Below are 21,385 nucleotides of genomic sequence, written 5' to 3'. Positions count from 1 at the left end.
TCATAATAACCTATTTCATGCAAAAATTTTGTCACATTTTGACTTTTAGGCCTCTATTTTCACATAACTCATGGCAGCATTCTGGCTTTTACGCCGGTTAACAATGTGCACACCCCGGACCCTGCAAGGCGCTCCGCCCTCCGGACAGGGGAATTACCTGTATCTGAGCGCCGATCCGTTCTTTGAGAGCCGGAACATGGGAAATCACTCCGATAAGTTTGCCGTCCTGATGCAGACCCGCCAGGGTATTCAAGGCCGTATCCAGAGTTTCCTCATCTAAAAGCCCAAAACCTTCGTCAAGGAAAAGTGAATCCACACTGACCTTGTGGCTGGCCATACCGGAAAGCCCCAGGGCCAGGGCCAGGCTGACCAGGAAACTCTCTCCGCCCGACAGGTTGGCCGTAGAGCGGATTACACCCCCCTGATAATGGTCGATAATATTAAGCTCCAGAGCTTGCTGCTGATTACGCCGCAGCAGATAACGGTCCGTCATTTTCTGCAGCTGACGGTTGGCGTGACCGATCATTATATCAAAGGTCAGTCCCTGGGCAAAGTTGCGAAACTTCTTGCCATCGGCCGAACCGATCAAATCATGCAGCATCTGCCAGCGTTGTAATACAATCTTTTGTTTTTCAACCAACAGCAGCTGCTCCTGCATTTGCCGGCGGTTTTCCTGATGGTTTTTCAAAGTTTGTCTGTAAATCGCAATTTTATCTCGCAGGTCCTTTAACTCCCGCTCGCAAACCAGTTGGTTTTCTTGCAGGGTTTGGCAGGATTCTCCGGTAACCTTTTTATCTTTTTCCTGACGCCAGGCTTCCTGTTTATCGCGGAGACGGGTCTGCAGTTCCGTCTTTTGTTGTTTTAATCCTTCCTCCTGTTCCGCCAGGGCTTGTTGTTCATCAGCTGGTAATTTTGCCTGGATATAATCTCCTTCACCTGCAAAACCGACCTCTTGCAGCTGATGGGCAAACTCCTGCTCCGCAAGCTGCAGTTCGGGCGCCCGCTTTTGAACAGCATCGTTCAGGATTTTTTCGTCTTTTTCCATGCTCTCCACATTGCGCCCGGCCATTTCGGCTTCCTGGCGGGCCTGGTCCAGCGCTTCCTCGCTGTGGAGAATGTCTGCCTCCAAACGGGATTCTTCTTCATCAGGGTTGCGATTGCCATACAGGTCAAACCGTTCTTTTTGCAGCAGCTGTTGGCGCTTTTGGGATTGCTGAAGCCTGGTCTGCTCATGGCGGACAATATCTTGTTGGTTTTTAAGCCGCGTTGCCAGATTAGTCATATCGTTGTGAGCAATGCCTGTTTCCTTTTCCAGACGAATCTTTTCGTCCTGTTTGCTCTCCCAGGCGTTTTTACGTTTATTCAGGGCCTTAAGAACCGTAGTTAAACCCTCGCGGGGCAAATCAGCAATCCCGTACGCCCTTACCTCTCTTAAGGCGGCCTGGCGCAGATTATCACCCTCAGTTTCTAAAGCCAGATACTCGTTACGCAAACGTTCAGTTTCCTTTTTAGCCTGCTCCTGTTTCCAAACCGCCTGCTGCAGACCGGTGGCGGAGTCATTAAAAGCCAAACAACATTCTTCGTATTGGGCTGCCAGTTCCTTTTCGCTTTTTTGCAGGGCTTCGATTTGTTTAATCTGTTTAATATGCTCAGCTAATTTGGCTGCGCCTTGCTTCATAATCATCCGAACCGCGTCCGCAGGTTTATGCGCGGGTAATTGCAGACCCAATAGCGCAATAAGCCCATTGCTGTGTTCTGTCTCTTTAAGCAGGCGAAGTTCGGTTTCGCGTAAATTGTTAATGTTGTGTTCCAGTTCCTTATCAAGCGTAACCTTCTCCAACTTGCGTTTTTGCAGCTGCTGGTCAGCGTTTTTGCAGGCTTTGCGAGCTTTATCCAGTTTCAACTCGGCTTCACCCATGCGGGGTTCGTTCCCTCGTGCATAAGGATGCTGCGTCGCGCCGCACAGGGGGCAGGGACTTCCGTCCTGCAGCCTGGCCCTCTCTTCTTCCAGATCCCGGATGCGGCTTAATAGAGCCACTTCAGTTTCCATATGGCTCACTTCTCGTTCACAGGCGGCAGCTTTCTCAACCCATTGTTCTATTTCCAGGGTTAGTAACTGCTGTTTTTCCTCAAGGCTTTGAATCGATTCCCGGCCCATCCGCAAAGCATCTTCCATTCCGGCGATTTCCCGCAGCGACTGTTCCAGTTCCTGCAGATTTTGCTGTTCTTCCTTTATCTCATCCAGCTTGTCACGCCACCAGGCGATTTCATGTCCTTGACTCAGGGTTTGCAGTTTTTCCCTCAGATCCCGCAGCTTCTCCTGCTGGTTTTGCAGTAACTGTTCATTTCTTTCGTGTGCGGCCGCGATTTCTTCCCGAGCCTTTATCAAGGTTTTCCATGCTTCTCCCGCCTGCTGCCATTCCCGTTCCTTATTTTGCCGGGCATCATCAGTCTCGCTGAGAAGTTTAAAAGTCGCAGCTATCCCGGTTAAATTAACAACCAGCCCTTCATCCTGACAGTTTTCCCGCAGGTATTGCTGAACTTTAATCAGAGCCTGTTCTATTGTTTGTAAATGCTGCTTTCCCGCATATAACTTTTTCTGTAAATCCTCATACTCCATCTGCCCGGCAGCGATAGTGCTTTCGATTTCAGCTGTCTGCTGGTTCTGTTGTTTTATTAAAAGGTCCAGGGCCCGGACCTTTGTGGCTTTTTCCCCTTCGGTTTTACGCAGTTTTTTCAATGCATTAAAGCTTCGCAGCGCATCCTGCCAGGTTTGATTAGCCCTCTCCAGGATCTCCCTCTGTAAGGGCAGTTCTGCCCGAATACGCTCAATTTCACTTAAATCATGTGCCTGCAGATTCCGCAGGTTTGAGAGCCTGAAATAAGAGCCGTCTAAAATCATGGCCTGCCGGGATCTGACCAGTCGCAAACGGTCATTCTCAAAGTTTTTCAGGCGTTCTTCATAATTCTGCCATTCTTCCTGCAGGTTTTCGATTTCCTTCTCCAGATTATTCAAGGTCTGCAGCCAGGTCAGGGCCTCGGTCAGCGATTTTAACTGATTCTCTTGCTCTGTTTCTTGTTCAATTTTTTTCTGCAGATCCTGCTGCAGGCTTTTTGCTTCCTCTTCACTCATTATTTTTATCGCGGCAATTTCGGCCTGCATAACCTCCAGGCGGTTCTTTTCCTCCCCGCGGCGCTGGTGGACTTTCATAGAAATCTCACTGTAGATCTCTGTGCCGGTAATCTGCTCCAGGATAGGCGCCCGTTCATCCGCCGGAGCCTGTAAGAAAGCAGCAAAACCTCCCTGGGCCAGCATTATGGAGCGAGTAAACTGGGTAAAATTCATGCCGGTTATCTGCTCGACCACAGCCGCAACATCGCGGAGCTTACTCGCTATTACCTTACCGGTGTTCACATCAGATATCTCATGTTTGGCCGCCTGCAGTTCCCCATCCGGTTTTTTCTTAGCGCGCTGCTGGCTCCAATGACAGCGGTAAACCCCTTCGCGGGTCTCAAAGCTAACTTCGGCAAAACAACTTCCCGTATGGCGGGACATGATTTCATTGCTGCTGTTATTCACCCGCTCCAGACGAGGAGTACGTCCATACAAGGCCAGGCATACGGCATCGAGAATGGTTGTTTTTCCGGCCCCGGTCGGTCCAATAATGGCAAATATCCCGTCAGTTAAATAAGCCGGATCGGTCAAATCTATACTCCATTCCCCTGTCAATGAATTCAGATTTTGAAAGCGTATCTGATGTATTCTCATTTTATTCCCCCTATTCGGCCATCAGGTCCTCTGTATCCAACGCGTCAACCACTTCCTGGAAAAGCTTAAGAAGTTCTTTGCGTTCGCCTTCTTCTATTCCATGGGCCTGCAGACAGCGTTCGAAAACCTCCCTGACATCCAATTCACTAAGAACCTCTCCCTCACCCATCAGTTGTTTGTCCTGTTCCCACAGGCGATTATTCCATGAACGCAGGATTTCCAGACCAGTTCCCGCCACGATTTCATCTAGCTTCTCGCGCAAATCGCTGATTATCTCTGTTCCTTCATAGACAACTTCCAGCCAGGCCTCTGCCTGCTCTGCTTTCAGCCTTGCCAGTTCAGCCGCAATCTGTTCCCAATCTCCGTGAATACTATATAAAGCTCGGAAAACAGGAACCGGAATATACGTAACCCGCGTCCTACCGTCCGCGAATTCCACCTTTACCACCTGCTTTTCCTGTCCGGCTTCACCAAAACCCATAGGCAGCGGCGCGCCCGAATAACGGTAATTTTCCTGTCTGCCTATTTTCTGAGCGGTATGTAAATGTCCCAGGGCCAGATAGTCTATGGCCGCCGGGAAGACATCCGCTCCCACGTGGGCCAGTGAACCCACATAGAGATCCCTGACCCCGTCTCCCTTTACCGTAGTACCCCCGGAGGCGAACAGATGCCCCATAGCTATTATCGGAACCGGTTTTTCCATCCCGGCCCGAATCTCCTGTGCCCGGTCAACTACCAGAGCATAGTGAGCGCGAATCCCTTCTACCAGCTTACGCTCTTTATCCTCCACGCTCTCGCCGATTTCCACGCCGCGAATGTCACGGTCGCGAAGATAAGGAACCGCGCATACGATCAATCCCGCTTCCCCCGCCTGGTTCTGCAGAACCAGGACTTCATCATCGGGGTTTTCTTCTATGTTTGCCACAACGTAAACCTGCAGATAACGCAGCAGATCTCGCGGAGCATTTAAAAATGAAGGAGAATCGTGGTTTCCCCCTGTAATTACCACATAACGGCAGCATGATGCCGCCGCCTGGCAGAGAAAACGGTAGTACAATTCCTGCGATCTATTACTGGGAGCAGTGTTATCAAAAATATCTCCGGCCACCAGCAGAACATCTATCTCCTCCTGCGTAAGCAGCTTTGCCAGCCAATTCAGAAATGACTCAAATTCTTCATATCTTTTCCGTCCATATAAAGAATGACCGAGATGCCAGTCCGAAGTATGCAATATTCTCATAAACCCGCTCCTTTCCCCAAACCCGTATTTTTCCAGCCAAATAGGCGGCATTAATAGAACTTCACCCGCATTATACCGGGGGCAAGTGACAAATGTATGTCTCAATAATCAGCTGCCAGAAATCGCGCTGGACAAGCAATTCGCCGCCGGTAAGGCTGACTGGGGGTAAGAAGCCCGTGGACATACATGGTAGATAGAGGGTTATTGAAATTCCATATTATTACGGTAAACGCGACTTCATTCTTCTAGGCCCATCAATAATTTTGCGCAATGATCGTTAAGGCACAACCATCCCGCTTAAAACAGATGGTTGTGCCTATTATTTCGGCAGAACTTCTGATTTAACCCTTCAATAACCTCCCTTTGTAATATATACCCCCATTTGTCGACAGGTATTAAATGTGCAAGAAGTTAATTATTATATTAGAAATGCATTTTCCTCCAAATCCAGTGCCGATGTATCCCCTTCTTTAATTATGGCCAGGGTGGTTTCTACTTCGGGCACAATATTCTGCAAAAAGAATCGCGCCGCAGCAACTTTGCCTTTATAGAAACCATAATCATAATGGTCTGTTTCCAGCTCGTCAACCTTCTTTTGTGCAATTAGTGCCATGTCCAGCAACACTTTGCCACAGTATATCTTGCCGGTAGCATGCAGGATGCGGGTGGCATAAAGGCCAATCATGCCTATCTTCCCCTGGGCAAGGTAACCGCCGATAGCCGCTTGGATCTGTCTATAGCTATCGAGTCCTCTTTGCAGAATCTCAAATTCTTTGGCAAAGTTAGGGTTATCCTTGTTCTCATCAATAAAAGCCTGTATTGACTGCAGCCAGCCAGCAAACATGGTTCCCTTACGCCGAGTCCATTTGCGCGCTATAAGGTCCAAGGATTGCAGATAGTTAGTGCCCTCCCATATGCAAAAGATTCTGGAATCACGAAGCATTTGGGATATGGGGTATTCTTCCGTGTAACCATAACCGCCAAAAACCTGCAGTGCTTCATTAATGCACTGAAAAGCCATATCGGAAGCGTAAGCCTTAATAATGGGGGTCGACAGATCTGCTATATCTTTAGCATTTGCCACCAGTTCTTTATCCTGACTCCATTCAGCTATATCCAGCAAATATAATGTGTAAACAATCACCGCCCGCAGAGCCTCGATATGAGATTTTTGGAACATAAGATTACGCCTAATATCCTCATGCCGAATGATTGGAACCCTTTCACCTCTAAGATCAGCCAGCAGCCTCCCCTGAATACGCTGAGCTGCGTAGTGAGCCGCATTGTAATAAGAAACAGCCGCGGCAGCTACCGCCCCATAACCGGTATTAAGACGCTCTTCATTCATCATTTTAAACATTTGATAATTACCCTGACCGGCTCCGTTTTCATCAGGGGGGTCTCCTAAAATATATCCCCGGCAGTTGTTATCTTCGCCAAAATTGATCATACAGGTGGCTGAACCCCGCATTCCCATCTTATCTTCTATTCCAACACAATTAATATCATTGAAAACACCAGCCTCTTCCTGTGCGTCAGGCCAATATTTGGGCACCACGAATACAGATAGGCCTTTCAGTCCGGGAGCGCTTCCTTCAACGCGAGCCAAGACAAGGTGAACGATGTTTTCGGTAATATCCTGTTCAGCTCCGGTAATAAAACACTTGGTCCCCTTGATTTTATAGATCCCCGGTTCATCAGTGGGATACGCCTTGGTCAGAAGATCACCCAAATCTGAGCTTCCGCCCGGTTCGGTTACGGCCATAGTGCCGGACCACTGTCCGCTGAACATTTTAGGTAAAAAAAGGGTTTTTAATTTTTCATCACCAAAACTTTGAATTAAATTACAGGCTCCGGCAGTAAGCACATAATAGGGTGTCAATGCCGGGTTAGCGGCAGCCAGGTATTCCCAAGCGCACCCTAATATGCACAAGGGCAGAGCCGATTCATCATTATGGTTTTTGTTGCTGGACCCCAAACCATTGGATTGGATGAAATGGTACGCCTTCTTTAATGATTCCGGTACTATTACCTTGCCATTTTCAAACCGAGCCTGGATCTTGTCCCCATCTTTATTGGTGGGGGCTATTACCTCCCTGGCTATTCTCAGGGCATTGTTCAGTATGGTATCGATGTCATCTATACTGTAGGTATTCCTGAACCGATCAGTATTAAGAACCTTTGACAAATCCAGCCATTCCTTGAGAAGAAAAATGTGATCCCGGGTGGAGTGAACAAAAGCGGAAACCATTATACCATCTCCCTCTTGAACTTATTTTTAATGAACCAGCAACTCGCTTTGTAGGTCTTAGCGGGCAAACCCTTCGTCTTCCCAAGGTTGATTAGTCTATTGGCTCAACTCTAAGCATTTATCTCACAGTATCCTGTCGACTGTAAAGCAAGTGTGGTTTTGTTGCTCTTCGCTAAAAGGGTTTATTATTCCTGCATGGTATCGCAAGCCAATAAAAATCACGCCGCTGTAAATTACTTAGCCATTCAAACCTTCGATGCGTATGCTCTACGCTTTTATGCTAATCAATGTCAAGGGGACGGTTCTCACAATGTCAAGGGGACGGTTCTCATGACACTTTAATTGTCAAGGGGACGGTTCTCATATCTCTGCGCAGCTGTCAGCAACTGTAACCGCATTTAAGATGATGGACATTGTTAATGAAGCTATTTCAGGTCTAACGGTCATGCCGCAAAAATGTCCTACTGTGAGTGATGAACGCCTTATCCTGACGTCCTTGCGTCACAGGATATGATGCCAATCACGTCTTGTGTAGAGGATTCTTTCAACATCAACGATTTTTGACTTTTAATCTATTGTAAAAAAGACAATATAGTATGCAAAATCCTCAAATAGCTCTAAGCAATGCTATTAAGATAAGCCCGGATTTGATTTTCAATCTTATTTATAAATGCCTTCTTGTTCCGGTCAGACAACTTATCAAACTTGGCAAGTAAACCATCTACCTCTAATTCGTCAATCCGAATCTCGCAGGCGACTATCATCTTCTTGACTTCTTTCACTTGATCGTTTGAAAGTAGTTTGGGCCGTTTTTGAAGGCTAGCTATAGTTTGTAAAGCCTTAGCTGCATCATATTCCTTAATATCTTTGAGTTCGGGCAAATGCGCTTCCATCCATATTTTGGCTAAACTGCTCCTCTTGCCCTGTAATGATTTGCTTATACTAGCATATATTGCATCGTTATCTAATGGCGGATCGTCGCCGTCAAATTGCTCCAGGGTTTCTTGTTCACACTGATGTAATAATCTCAGAAATTCTTTATCATCGAGTTCTGAATCATCCAGGACATGGAAATGTCTTTCCAACAAATCAAGCTGTTTTTGTACTAAGACCAAGTCCTCATTGTCCTTATCGCTTTCGAAAATCTTGATCAGTATATTAACCTCCTGTTTCCAAGCGGTAATTTGTCCTAAACTATCAATCTCTTCGATTTCGTATACCTTCCCAAGGCGCTCTTTATTGCGTTCAACTTGATCCAGGCAACCCTTCTGGAACCTGGCTAGTATACTCTTTGCATCTGCAATATCACGGTCAACAATATCAGTGCGCAAACGAGCTTCATCAAGTTGCTTTACATAGGTCTGCACTTGCTCAAGCCAACTGTTTAAGGTCTGTATCGTAGTAGAATCATTAACTACATTATTGATCGACATCTGTTTAATATTGTTTACTGTTTTCCTGAGTTCATCAATAAACCGTACATTTCTCTCTATCTCTTCCACATATTCAGCTAATAACTTTTGTTCATCATCCAGGCCTAAACTAGTCAAATTCCGCTCTACTGAAATCATTTGGCGTTTGAAGTCACCTAGTTGTTCGATCGTTCGAACCGTTTGGTGCTTATACCAATTTGGAAACATTTCTTGTGTCTTTAATCTGGCATCTGCCAGGTTCTTTTGAACGATTTCAAGTTGTGCCGAGGTCCATTTATAAGCTTCTGATTCCATCAAAGACAGTAAATCTTTTAATATTACTGTTCCCCACGCTAAAATATTTAGCTTATCTCTTTCACTACCATTATGGATTTTACTGGTAGCGTCATCCAATTTATTATTGTATTCATTTATGGCAGCTTGTGCAGCCCTTGCTTTGCTGGCCAAATTTTCATACTTATAATAAAGAAGTTGTGGTATAGGAATTTTACTTTGTAGTTTAAGAGCTTTATCATGAAAGGCCACCTTCCCGCTATACGTATCCTCACTATCCCAGTCTTCCAGCAGCTTCTCCCACTCTGAGATAGTCTCTTGGGATACCAAAACCAAATCAGTACTATCAAGAATCCTAAGATTGAGAAAATTGCCCTGCAAAGCATCGGAAAGCCAGACGTCAATAGATACTACTTGGCTCTCACGGAGTAAATTAAGATTGTTTCGGCGTTTTCCAACAAAAAGAGCTAAAATCAGTCCAGCAGAAGCAATATTGCAACCATACGGTGGTGCGCATAATAAACGCATTACACGTCCGAGGTTTAATGCCTCATGATTGTCTTCGCCCGATTGCAGGAGGTTTTCCAGAAGTTCTATTATTTTTCGAAGTGACTCATCCCGTGGTTTTAACCTAAGATCCGTCATTATCAAATACGCCCCAAGCTTTGTCGAATACCTTTTCTCCACGATTCTTCTGTTGAGCTGCCTGGGTCATCAACCAATTGCGGTCTAAGAAGCCCAAGAAGAACTGTCTAGTAAAAGTTTGACAGTCTTTAGCAGCATTTCCCCGAGAAGTACTAAATCCATCAAAGGGAAACGTAATTCTCTCGCAATAAATGCTGTCAAACAACTGATATAGCATGCTAGTCAGACGGCTGGGTGGAATGGCTTTGATTGTAGCAACAAGGATGTTCCGCTCCTTCTCCAGTTTTGAGACCTGGTTTTCCATATCGAGTTTAATGCTGTTGCTCTTATCCATAATGAAATTATGAAATTTGGCTTTTTCATCATTGTCCATTTGCTCTTCAAGAACCCAATACTCAGCCACTCGCTGACCCAAGTACCCATCAGCATCATATAGCAATACAACTATTATAGGAGCACCCGTCTCCAAATCAACGTTATTTTCGGAGAGACTCTTCCTCAGCATTTGGTCAACCATTTCTTTTATGGTGTCTAGTTTGCTTTCAGCTCCAACATAGCAGTAGATCAGATGTCCCCGTGGTTCGTCAGTCTCTAACGCCTCTAGCCACATCTTCACTGCATAATTGATTTCCGTTTCAATCATGGAAACATTCGAAATATGTATCTTGTAGTCCCATTCGCGGCTAGCAATATTATTTTTAGTTCCAAAATCAGTGTTGAACAGATCAAGCCCGCTCCACTTCCGATAATTCTGCGCAAATATACTAGCCCTTTGGTCAGAATTAATTAGAGCTGCCTTTCGCTCCAAATAATCCAGGAATGTCCTTCTAGGAACAGCTTCGCCGATAATTTCATACTGGCGCAACTGGTCATTCCACTCCAAAACACCGTATTCCATTTCTAGAGAGGTAATGGCTGAAGATAATGTCTCAATATTGTGTCCGCTAAACTGTCCGAGCAATATCAAATAATCGACCTTTAATTCTACTTTAACCCCTATCTTGCTGGCAAGCAGTACTGCCTTCAGAGCCAGTTTTTCTTCTTCCTTAAGTTGATATTGATATTTAGCTATAACATTTTCATAAGCATTGGCCGTAGCCCCCTGTTGTCCGGATCTTTCTGCTGCAAGAAACTCCCCAACCAGTGATTCGTTACAGAAGTCAATAGGTACCAGCATATTGCCTGGCCTAATAGTCCCTTTGCTGAAGCCGTTATATACTTCGGCGAGCAGCGACAGCGCTGATCTTTGTTGCAAAGATTTACCCGCCGAACTTAGTTTATATAGAATCCAGGTTGAAATAGGATGTAGGGGCCAGCATCCCTCGACAACAGTTTTCATGAATCTGTCTTTATCTGTCCACAGAGAATAATTAGCTAAATCTGGAAACCAGGACTGCATATTCTTTTGGATATCTTTGATTCCTTGAATAGCAGCTAGCTGTTCCTGTAAATTAGTATGATCCTTTTTTTCTAGCAAATTAGCAATAAGAGTTTCGAGGTTAGTAGATAGGCGGGCTTTTTTTACCGCATCATATCGTGTGACATATCGATTCAAGTCGTCCCGCAGCTCGGGAGCTATCCGAGATATGTATGCCTTTAGTTCGTATTGGATAAACCCCAATAAAAAGACACCATCTCCGTTGGCTTGAACACATTCAAACAATTGCTGCAAGGCCCCGGACCCAGCCACGTGGGGTTTTTGCACCGAAAACTCTAGATACCTACCGAATTCATCAAAAATGATAAGAATACCGGCAAATGCTTTGTTCGGTCCGCAATATGTTTCCTTGGCTACCCGTATAAAATCGTGCAATGATTCTTGACCAACCGCATAGATGGGTGATCCCATCTTTTGCTCATATATTAAGCTCACCCGGCGGAAGGTATCTTCATCCTGGCATTTTAAGGCTTCGATTATACTATGGAGACTGTTATCCGCACCAAATTGCTTTTGATAATCCTTCTGCAATGATTCATAGAAAGATTCTGTAAACACCTGAGCGGTTCGAAAACGAGGACGCAGGTTATCTAAGACAGATGTATCTATCCCTGCTTGATTAAGAACCCGTAAAACCTGACGAATTATTTCTCCGCTCAAATCAAAGTCCTGCATGCCATTTAAAGCTACTACTAAGAAAGGTTGGGCAGATTTAATCAGGGCTTTGGCTTCTTTACCAATAGCAGCATCAGCCATGCTCAGGTTTTTCAATATTTCTTTAGAAACTGTTGAGTTCGGTTGGGAACACATGCAGGCAAGGGTGACGCCAAGGTGTGATTTTCCGGTTCCATAACCGGCAATAGCTAATTCAAACGGCTCTTCCGCGGAATTACCATAAATCCTCTGTAGTATGTCCAGGGTAAAACTAGCAGTGTCTACTAAGCGATGTCCTCCGTCGAAATCGTTTGCACTGACCCCATGATAGTCAGGACCATGAAAAACATAATGCTGAGCTGCTTTTTGTGCCTGGGGCAAATCATGTTCAAACCATCCGATCTGAACAGCCCCGTTAAATAATAAATCATCTCTGAATGAGACTACATCTTTGTATTTCATTCCTCTCCCCCCGATTTATAGGTCATCCCAAATATGTGGCCATATCTCCTCCGCTCTGCTTAACTTTTCTATTATCCATGGCTGCCTTTGACGATCTATGGTAATATAACCCTTTCTTTCCATCAACAAGCATACCGTTTCGATATCGGCTTCTTTCCAGAAGCATATGTCTAGCCAACCGGTCGCATTTTGCAAATCCGCAAGGGTGACTTGATTCTGTTTTGGAAAATATGATTCCATTAAGTCTAAAACAAAGGCGGAATAGGGTACGGCATAGAAATCCAATAATGGGGCCTTGCTCCTAACAACAGTATCCCCGTTAAGTTCAATGGCTCGTGTTCGTTCCAGTGCAGCATCTTCAAGATACACCCGAAGCAAGGGTCCAGTTCTGTCATTACCCGGTCCGCAGATTCCCACTAAGTAATCCTCTAATTGCTGCTTGTCAAAATGCCCTCCCAGCATACTTCTGCCATTATTGAAAACAGCATTCCAGGCTAACGCCCCTATATCGGAGCGGCAAAGGTTCATATGCACTATCCATTGAGTTACTGCTTCTCCCAGATATTTGTCTTCCATATATACCGCTCTGCCCAAACTTGTCAGTTTCGGAACCTTGACTCCTTTTTCCGATCCGGTATGTACTTCTATTAAACCCATACCACGAGCATAATCTAGGATAGCTGGGACTTTCCCATTGGTCTTTCCCATGGGAATTCCGGTGTCAGCAGCTATCTCTTGCAGTGTGCCACCTTTCCCCAAGGCAGTATAATCCAATAAAGCAGCGATAAAATGCCGTTCTGGAATAAAGGTTTTATGAAAATTTATGGGCAACACCTTTTCACTTCCTAACTCTCGACTCGGTTCTCGATGTCATTAATCTTGATTTTGAACCACTTGTTAGGTTCCAGGGTTCCGCTTCTGTCATTTAAGGCAAATCCGAGTGAATAGCATTCCCCTCTCTTTAATGAAGCTAGCCTGGTCACCCATTCATCGCTTTTTTCTCCCGTAGCATCAGCCAATATGCCGGCATACGATCTAATTTCAGTATCAGCCGGTTTGAAGAAAAGCTTGTGACTAGCTTGGAATAGTCTATCCCGTTCGTCTTTCCCTAAATTACTAAGGGTCTGGGTTGCCAGTACCAGTGAAATGCCAAATTTTCGGCCTTCAGTTAGAAACTGTCCCAGCGGACTCTCCAAACGGTGATCAAGATTCTGAATTTCATCTAGCACTACTACCTTAGGTCTATTCTTATCGCCTTGCGCCCGGTAATATCTATAGAGATCAATCAAAGCAAACTCTGTAATGAGGCGGGCAAACTCCTTCATAAAACCCGCTAATTGAATTATATGACAGCGGGAATTATCATCAGAAAATATACGTTCCCAGCTTTGCGGATCTTCCATCCCGAATGGTTTTGTATCTACAAATGGTTGAATTTTGGTCATTACACTAGCTGCCGATGCTGCGATTGGCCCACCGCTATCACTAATCACATCCAAACGCTGCATTAAGGCAGCCATATTAAACTTGTCCCCCGATTCATTAACCCCATCCCGAATTGCCGTATATAGCGCTGATTTTTGTTGATCTCCGAGTTGATATATCTCGGAAAATACCCCGCTGACCCTCTGAGCGGTAGTAGCCGGATCCTCTGGTAATTCAAAATCTTCTATTACATCACACTGCTGTCGGAAAGGATTGATCGGCAGAGGTTCCCTACGTACAATGTGCTGTTTGGGTTTTAGCGCCTCTTTTACTATCATTTCTAATTGATTGGTAATAAACCCATTGGTGTAATCTACAATCAAGCTATTCTGTTTACACTTGGCCAATTCAAAAATGATGGATTGTACGGTATAAGTTTTTCCGGTACCTGATGCTCCAAAAATTAATAGATGCCTGTTAGGAAGATCCTTATGACCAAACTCCCAATAAATATCGCGATTCGTATTGATCGCTCTACCCAGCATTATCCTTTCGGGAATTTTCGGTTTTTCGTTCTCCGGTTCAACTACCATTTCCTTATCATCTCCGCTGCTGATCACAGGTGAAAAATTATCCTGATCAGGTTCACCAACCAACGCGATTTTAACGGCTATTCCTTCACAATCCGCATCATTACCAGGTATTTCCGCTGGTGGTGTAAATTCAAATTTAATTCGTTTCTCGCTTACAAAAATCTCTCCCGACTGTTTTTCCAGACAGGCCTTTTGTAAAAATTCTTTCCCAATCTGGACAACGCAAACATCTAAAGACTGCCCTTCATAGCTGTATTCCCAATCCGCTCTTGACGCACATTCATCACTATCCAAGTCAGTCCAAATCGCGGCTATTGCCGCCTGCCAACTGATATTGAAACATCCTTCACTTAATCTTTCCAAAGCCAGCAACGTGTCGTTATATTGGGCCATATTAGTCTCACCCTTACTGGCGATTAAGCGGTGCAATTGCATCCACCAATAGCGTTGATTAGGCGGATCATAAATGCCAATCGGTCCCTCTCCCAGCCGGGGTTTGAATTTCCATACTAACTGTTTTAAACCATTTTCAATTTGTTCCCTGGCCTCCTGGAGATATCCCTCTGACTGTTGCGCCAGTTTACACTCAACTAACTGCGCCTCAATGTTAAAATAACCATTTACTATGGATGATTTTATTCTTAACAAATCAGGACGCCGATTATTATAGGGATCGTCAAACCAGTGAATAAAAGCATCCAGAGAAAATATTTCATCACAGAAGACACCTGATTCCCGAGGCAATAGTTTTCGTACCAAAGCATTAGCGATAAACTCCCGGACAAACTTGATGGGACCTGTAGCCTTAACGACTGATAGGCCAGCAATATGCAAGGTTTCTCTACCTAAGCTTTCAGCGATCGCATCCGTTTTCTCCTTCTCAATGGGTGCAAACAGCGCTGCCGTATACGAACTGATCTTTTTGCTGATATCCAACATAGAAAAATGCTCAGTTGAAACCGTAAAATTATTCTCACCATGAGCCCCTACACCGGAACCAAAACCCACAATCTCTCTCTTAACTTGTCCTTTGTTGTTTCCCATTAGCAATAATTGTTCATCAACAGACGGATCGATACATACTACCCAGCTGCTATGAGCATGGGCTTCATTAACGATTTTCACCCAGGGATGAAAATCACTATAACTTATCACAACATGTCGTTCCTGCGAGTTGGCGTGTCTATTATTAAGCCTCGCCATCACTTCGGCGTAAGCGGATCCCAACTGGAATCGTTGATTGCTTAGAATCCTTTCCCGCTTATAATCCTGTCCTCCGCCGCTTTTCTTACAACAGGCCTTTTCTAGTACCGGGAAGCGGCGATAGTCATTTCCGATGTATAATTCACCAATGACCGGTTCAAATCTGCTCCCCTTCAGGTCGACAAAGTCAGAAAAAAACATGATATCCATTTCCGTCTGTTTCAGAAGCCGTTTAAACTGTTCCGCATCATTTTCCCTTGAAACAACACGGTAAGCAATCGATATGCGACAATTAGCATAATGCTTCATACTGGTAGACAGCTCGGCCTGCTGCCAGCGATCCTTCCAGGCATTAACCCACCGCATAACTGCGCTGTCGTCTTTACTGTCAGAAAAAATATTAATCCGCAGGGCAAACGGTTCTTCCCTATTTTTCAATAGACCAGCCAGATGGCTATCAAGGCCTGCAATGATCGGTTGAATCTCCAGACCACAATAAGCCCCGATGGTCAAGCCATCGTGGGCGAAAGGATGCAGCGACTGATAATCATCAAGTATCTGTTTGATCAGGCAGAAGCCTGTGTCTCACGGAAGAGTTCCTCATCAGCTACATCTTCCTCGTCATCTTCATATTCGAATAGTAATCGTGAATTAAGAAAGGAGCTAACCTGGTCAGCGACACCAACTAAGTGAATATAGCCGAAACTCTTCACATTGGTGTTCATAGTCTGGTTGTAGTCAGTTATGGTTCCCAATACTGGCCACTGCATGGTTGACAAATCAACTACTCGATACCAATACCTCTCAGCAAACGGCTTCTCATTCGAAGCCTGTAAGGCCTCTTCCGCGTAAAAGCAGAAGCTGTCGCAAAGGAAGCTATATTGGTGCATCATCATTTCTAATAGCACTGGATGTAACGGTGTTACAATCGCGGCATCCATATACGGCTCCCAGGCCCACTGTTGAGAAGCTAGTTTTTCGTTGCCTACTACCATGAAGCTTTCCAGAGTAATGGCCCGGCTACGCTTTGAGTACTATGGTTAATATAAGTTTTATATGTCTCATTGACCTCCCGGGTTAATGCAATACCGCTATTGTATAAAGCAGTAAAGAAGCCCTGCTACATATTTCGCCTATAAATTCCTGATAATTATGTGATATTCTAAGCAGACCATTTTTCAAGATGTCAGTGCTGCCAAGCCCTTCAATATTCAACAGATCAATGATATTACATTGTTTTTGAAACGCGCTTTGCAGCAATCGGGTACATTCTTCCTCATCCCGCGCCATGAACACTTCCGATAAATAGGGAACGGCAAAGACCGGCAACGAATTGCCGCACCTCAAATATTTCTCCCGCGCCAAGTTAAATATGTCGACCAGCAAACGCGTCTGATGATGCTCCGGTAACAACCATATAAATTCTCGCTTAAATGACTCAGACTCCATATAGCTGATTGTTATATCAAACTTGAGATTGGGTTCCCCGGTTCGAATTTGCTGGCATTTCAAATCATTATTAGTTGTTGGCGATAGGCGCCATTCAAAGTTCACCGGCAACCAGTTCTTATCTTCTTCGCAATCCTGCCGCGGGATCCGAACATTATTACCGAGGTATTCGTCTATACCTCCTAACGCTTGGATAAGGAATTCCCGAGCTATTTCATGTTCATCGTCATCTTTGCCGGCATCAAAATCGTGCTTGAACAAGATGCTGCGAATAGTAATCTTCGTAATACTTTCAAGCAGAATTATTCCGGTTTGTTTGGTCTCTTTACGCAAATCACCCAGAGCTAGCCAGAGAGCATGCAAAAACACCTCGGGAGCTACTCCTTTGATTTTGCGAACTTTAGACTTCGCAGGAGGCGGATATTTCTTAGGTTTGTAACCTAAAACCTTTTCATAAAGGTAAATAAAATCAACCGAATATAGCTTTTGCCGTGAGACTTCCGAGCGGTTTTTGATATAATCTTGCAAGGCATCCATGAATTCGTTAACGCTGTCAAATTCACCTAGTTCCTCTCTGTAAGGTTCCGGATGTTGAGTATCTTTTTGGTAGTGGTTCAGGCGTTCTATAACTTTTTCTCGTTCACTAACATTCAAAAAGGAATTGTAATTAAAGAATCGCAGAGCCGCTGATTGATACACTGAAAAGGCCTTGCGGGTACTTTTTAAACCGATCATTTTAGGTAACATAAAGGGCTTCAAGTCTTCCAGAATTATGCCATAGGCTTCGCTGCCGCTGCTAACACCGGAAAAACTATGGTTTTGCAGATACCGGCTTATTGATAATAAATCAGCCAAACCCGTATTGTATAACGAACAAAACAAATCATCCATGGCCTTTATGTAAGCAGCATGATCTTCCAGGTTGATCCAGTCCTTTAGAGATTCACCTAGCCACGATTCAAACGACTTTTTCAGGCATATCTCCCATAAGGAAGCCTGGTCCATATGGAAAAAATCGCCCAGACCTCCCTGGTCATCAATATCTTCATAGCCGGCTAATACCGCTACCAGAGTATCGACTTCGGGGGACTTGATTTCGTTGCGTAAGACGGTTAAGTTGTTGTCCTGGTTATACCAGCCTTTTTGACAAATAAACCTGAAATCGGATTGCTCGTTTGGATCTGCTCCAACCTGCCAGCGTTCCCCTAAGCGATAAGCAATACCGTATATAAATTTAATCCGCTGGTCAATCACACTGCCAAAAGACTTTTCCAGAGTATTGCCAACATCCACCAGTACACAAGACGGATATGAGGGTAGGATAAACCTGTAAGTACCCGGTTTATTACACTCGTTGAAGATATATTTTGCTATAGTCTGTGCCAAATACTGCATAATCTCTATCTCCCTGCCATTATCATTGACTGTCGCCAAAGGGATTTCTGACCACTGACCAGGCATCGGATAATTCGGTTAGAAATCCGCCTGCCCGCAGCATTCCTGTAAACCCCGATCCCTTAATTTCCTGCATAGCGTTATTGGGCGGCAGTTCACTCCACCGCATAGCATTGGCCAGTTCAACCCCTTCTATGGCCAGTCCATAGTGCAGGTACATGCGGTGTAAAAAATCCTGATAGGTTACCCTCTCGCCAGGCTGCAAAAGAGCTATAACCAGATAACGCATCAACTTATCGGTCATGACAAAATGGGCCCCAGGGCCGGTGTAGGGAACTATTATGCCCAGTTTCTTACCCAGTGATAACAGGAGCTTGAACCCGTATTTAGTATCAGCCTCCTTGTAGAGAGCTTGCTTGGTTTTTCGGGGATTATTCTCGGCATTAGCCTGCAGGTCGTCTTGCCAGAGCGCCTTTTGTATAACCCCCTGAATATACTCCAAACTGCGTTGTGCGGTTTGCCGCTGTTGCATCGGTGATCCAGGCGTACACAGTATCCACTCATAGCCAAGAGGCGTCTCACTGATTCTGACGCTGCCACCATAGCGAATACTCTGGGCACATATCGTCCGCAAGACCTGCATAGCGCAGCCGGTAATAAGCAGATCCAACCGCTCTATGGGATCGAGAGTCGCACTAAATAAACGCTTCAATTCTATTGCACAGAGATAACCTTCCGGCCAGGATTCCTCCGGACACCATCCCGCCTCCAACCAATAGTTTTCATTATTGGTTTTCTCATGAGTTCGCCTATCCAATGTTTCCAGGAAATCGACCAAATGATCCAAGGGCGAGATATAGCTATTTTTAAATGATTGGAAAGCTCTTGTAATCTGCTTATACAACTCTTCCAGATCTCTCTCGTCACCCTTAAGCTCAAATTTATCCGCCCATTCCTGTTGAGTTGCCTTGTCCATGCGGAAAATATTACATAATTGGAGATATAGAACCTCTCCCCCCCGGGCCATGAAACGATGTTTAGAAACACTAAAATATTTTTTAAACCTATCCAACATCTCTTCCCAGGTATTAGGATGATCTTTAAATGCAATTGTCTCGTTCCAAATAGTTTCCTGTGTCAGCAAGCTGGGTGAAATCGGATAAAAAGTCTGTGCACACCAGGCTCTATTAAACCCGGCTCCTTGAAAACCCCGCAGAAAATCATCTAAATAGGCTAAAACCTGGTCGCTTTTCCCGCGATTGAAGATTATAGCATTGTTCAATTTGCTAATTAGATGTCGATAGTGCTGCTCATGTACTTCATGTTTGCCATCAACTCGGGATATTCCGAAAAAAGAAAATAATTTGAGGCCCAACTTGATGGGGGGCTTATACCTTAACTTCTGCTTAGACGGCCAAAGCATCAATTTATCTATCGGGGGCAGCGGTCCGTCTGTCTTTTCTCCCGCAATATCTTTTTGGCTAAACACAACTGCCAAAACTCTGAAGTGTATTCGAGAATTGTCTGTTCAGAGATTAAACGGTTGCCGAATAACCGGATAGCAGGATTAAAATCATCGGAAGTATCAATATCAGGAAATGGGTTGGGCAATGTCACATTATCACCTCCAGGCGCTCACCATCTATCTTGATGCTAATATTCTCAAAGCTTCGGCTTCCAGCCATGCTTAAAAGCTCGAACTGTCCTTCTCGGGATGTGTTCCTAAAATTCTCTAAAAGCATTACCTTAAATCTCTGCAAACGGTCTATGTAGAATACCGACAATTCCTCGGCAACTTCACCCTGATATCTTCGAGCCACATAATCCAGGAATGGAAGATCCAGTTCCAATTCGGCCTGACCGTTTTTGTAACACAGGGTAAGTACTCGGTGGGTTATTTCCCCGGTATCATAGATGTTTTTCCTGCTCAGCGAAAAATCTTCAACATGGATCTTGCCCAGGATCATCTGGGTAGTGCTGTAACCAGGCGGTCTTAATGTAATATATAAATCTCGCGGACGGTATTCATCCTCTGGCAGCCTTACTCCGGCAAAACACTCTTGTAATACCTGTATAAGAAGTTGCAGATGCCTTTCTTCCTGCAACCTGGTAAAAGGCTGGTTTTCCTCTACATGCCGCAGATAGGTTAACAGCATGGGAGAGCGGAGAAAACATGCCAGGTATGTCTGAGCGCCGTTTTCCTCGGATGATAGCAAGAAATAGAGCAGGCGTCTTATTTGTATTCTCTCTTCATTCCGGCTGTTCTCGGTATTCTCGCGAATATGGCGAACTAACTCGGTCGCCCCCGTCAAAAGTCGCAGTTCCTCGGGTTGTATCTTCCAAATGGTTCTTTCTATGAAGGGATCCAGGTATATCCCCAGTTCCGCCTGGCGAATCTTGCGTACAGGTTGTAACTGCATGGCTTCTGGTATTTCAACCTTGCCATCATCGCCGAAAAAGCGATTAAAAAACAGATAATGGGAATATTGCTGTTCTAAGGCGAGTTTGGACATCCCCATAACATCTTCACAATACAATCCAGCCGTAATTATGTAAGCCAAATGACCAGTCATCTGCCGCATGGTCAGGCGGTTTCCGTACTCATACAGCCGCCGGTATACCAAACCGATACGTTCTACAATCAATTCCCTGTTCTCCTGTATTAGGCCTACATTAACCCGTATCGGACAATCCTGAGAACGGGAGCATGTCCTGCATGATTGCCAGTTATCAGCTTCCAACATTCTTTTAAAAACCGACAGCGCAGCGGTTATGCAATTGATCCGGCCAACATTCACGATGAGGAACTTGTCATCTCCTACCAGTAGCGGATGATCTGCCTCCAGGGCGGTAAGCAGCTGGCTTTTATCTATGTTGCTCCCCTCTAGCTGAGCCTTACTTAAATTCTCCAGCAAGGTGCCGGTATTGGATACTATTAGATAGGATTTTTCCGGATGCTGGACCGCCTCGCGGAAGATATCTTTTCTCTCTTCCTCCGGCACTTCACTCAGGTCCTTAATTATTACTAGTCCAGCATGTTCTTCTCGGGGCATTAACGGTCTATATTGACCAAAATGGTTTCGGTATACCTCAGCTGCAATCGTGGTTTTGCCATCACCCGCATTACCTGTGAGAATCACATGTTTCTTTTTTTC

12 protein-coding genes are annotated in these 21,385 nt (G+C 44.9%); all 12 read right to left on the bottom strand.

Annotation, left to right across the window (positions count from 1 at the left end; genetic code table 11):
• Positions 1–97 precede the first annotated feature (97 nt).
• Positions 98–3,769: an AAA family ATPase gene (locus JCM14374_RS03000; protein WP_054693291.1), complete on the bottom strand. Its 3,672-nt coding sequence runs from the start codon at positions 3,767–3,769 to the stop codon at positions 98–100.
• Positions 3,770–3,779: 10 nt separating this feature from the next.
• Positions 3,780–5,060 (bottom strand): exonuclease SbcCD subunit D C-terminal domain-containing protein, encoded by a 1,281-nt coding sequence (locus JCM14374_RS02995; RefSeq protein WP_242848799.1) that lies wholly within the window; start codon positions 5,058–5,060, stop codon positions 3,780–3,782.
• A 367-nt stretch (positions 5,061–5,427) separates the two neighbouring features.
• A complete protein-coding gene (locus tag JCM14374_RS02990) occupies positions 5,428–7,260 on the bottom strand; it encodes an acyl-CoA dehydrogenase family protein (protein ID WP_054693287.1) in 1,833 nt (610 codons plus the stop codon).
• Between the two features lie 617 nt (positions 7,261–7,877).
• Positions 7,878–9,611, bottom strand: a complete 1,734-nt coding sequence (locus tag JCM14374_RS14390; protein WP_242848798.1) for a hypothetical protein — start codon at positions 9,609–9,611, stop codon at positions 7,878–7,880.
• The gene (locus JCM14374_RS14385; protein ID WP_242848797.1) at positions 9,598–12,165 is read right to left on the bottom strand and encodes a hypothetical protein; all 2,568 of its coding nucleotides are present in this window, start codon (positions 12,163–12,165) and stop codon (positions 9,598–9,600) included. The genes JCM14374_RS14390 and JCM14374_RS14385 overlap by 14 nt, the downstream gene beginning before the upstream one ends.
• A 15-nt stretch (positions 12,166–12,180) precedes the next feature.
• Positions 12,181–12,999 carry a DUF4007 family protein gene (locus JCM14374_RS02980; RefSeq protein ID WP_054693284.1) on the bottom strand — a complete coding sequence of 273 codons (819 nt, stop codon included), beginning with the start codon at positions 12,997–12,999 and terminating at the stop codon, positions 12,181–12,183.
• Positions 13,000–13,010: 11 nt separating this feature from the next.
• Positions 13,011–15,824 (bottom strand): ATP-binding protein, encoded by a 2,814-nt coding sequence (locus JCM14374_RS14380; RefSeq protein WP_054693281.1) that lies wholly within the window; start codon positions 15,822–15,824, stop codon positions 13,011–13,013.
• A gap of 128 nt (positions 15,825–15,952) precedes the next feature.
• Positions 15,953–16,282: a hypothetical protein gene (locus tag JCM14374_RS14375; protein WP_242848796.1), complete on the bottom strand. Its 330-nt coding sequence runs from the start codon at positions 16,280–16,282 to the stop codon at positions 15,953–15,955.
• Between the two features lie 181 nt (positions 16,283–16,463).
• The gene (locus JCM14374_RS14370; RefSeq protein ID WP_242848795.1) at positions 16,464–18,296 is read right to left on the bottom strand and encodes a hypothetical protein; all 1,833 of its coding nucleotides are present in this window, start codon (positions 18,294–18,296) and stop codon (positions 16,464–16,466) included.
• Complete coding sequence (locus JCM14374_RS02960; RefSeq protein WP_207641572.1) at positions 18,253–19,605, bottom strand: hypothetical protein; 1,353 nt, start codon at positions 19,603–19,605, stop codon at positions 18,253–18,255. Before JCM14374_RS02960 ends, JCM14374_RS14370 begins: the two co-directional genes overlap by 44 nt.
• A 56-nt stretch (positions 19,606–19,661) precedes the next feature.
• Entirely contained in the window at positions 19,662–19,847 is a 186-nt protein-coding gene (locus tag JCM14374_RS13960; protein ID WP_207641571.1) for a hypothetical protein, read from the bottom strand.
• Positions 19,844–21,370: a hypothetical protein gene (locus JCM14374_RS02955; protein ID WP_054693270.1), complete on the bottom strand. Its 1,527-nt coding sequence runs from the start codon at positions 21,368–21,370 to the stop codon at positions 19,844–19,846. The genes JCM14374_RS13960 and JCM14374_RS02955 overlap by 4 nt, the downstream gene beginning before the upstream one ends.
• Positions 21,371–21,385: the final 15 nt, after the last annotated feature.

This window comes from Syntrophomonas palmitatica JCM 14374 (assembly GCF_001311885.1).
Taxonomy (GTDB): Bacteria; Bacillota; Syntrophomonadia; order Syntrophomonadales; family Syntrophomonadaceae; genus Syntrophomonas_A; species Syntrophomonas_A palmitatica.
Note: the sequence above shows the minus strand (reverse complement) of the source record. Positions and strands in the feature narration are given on the sequence as shown.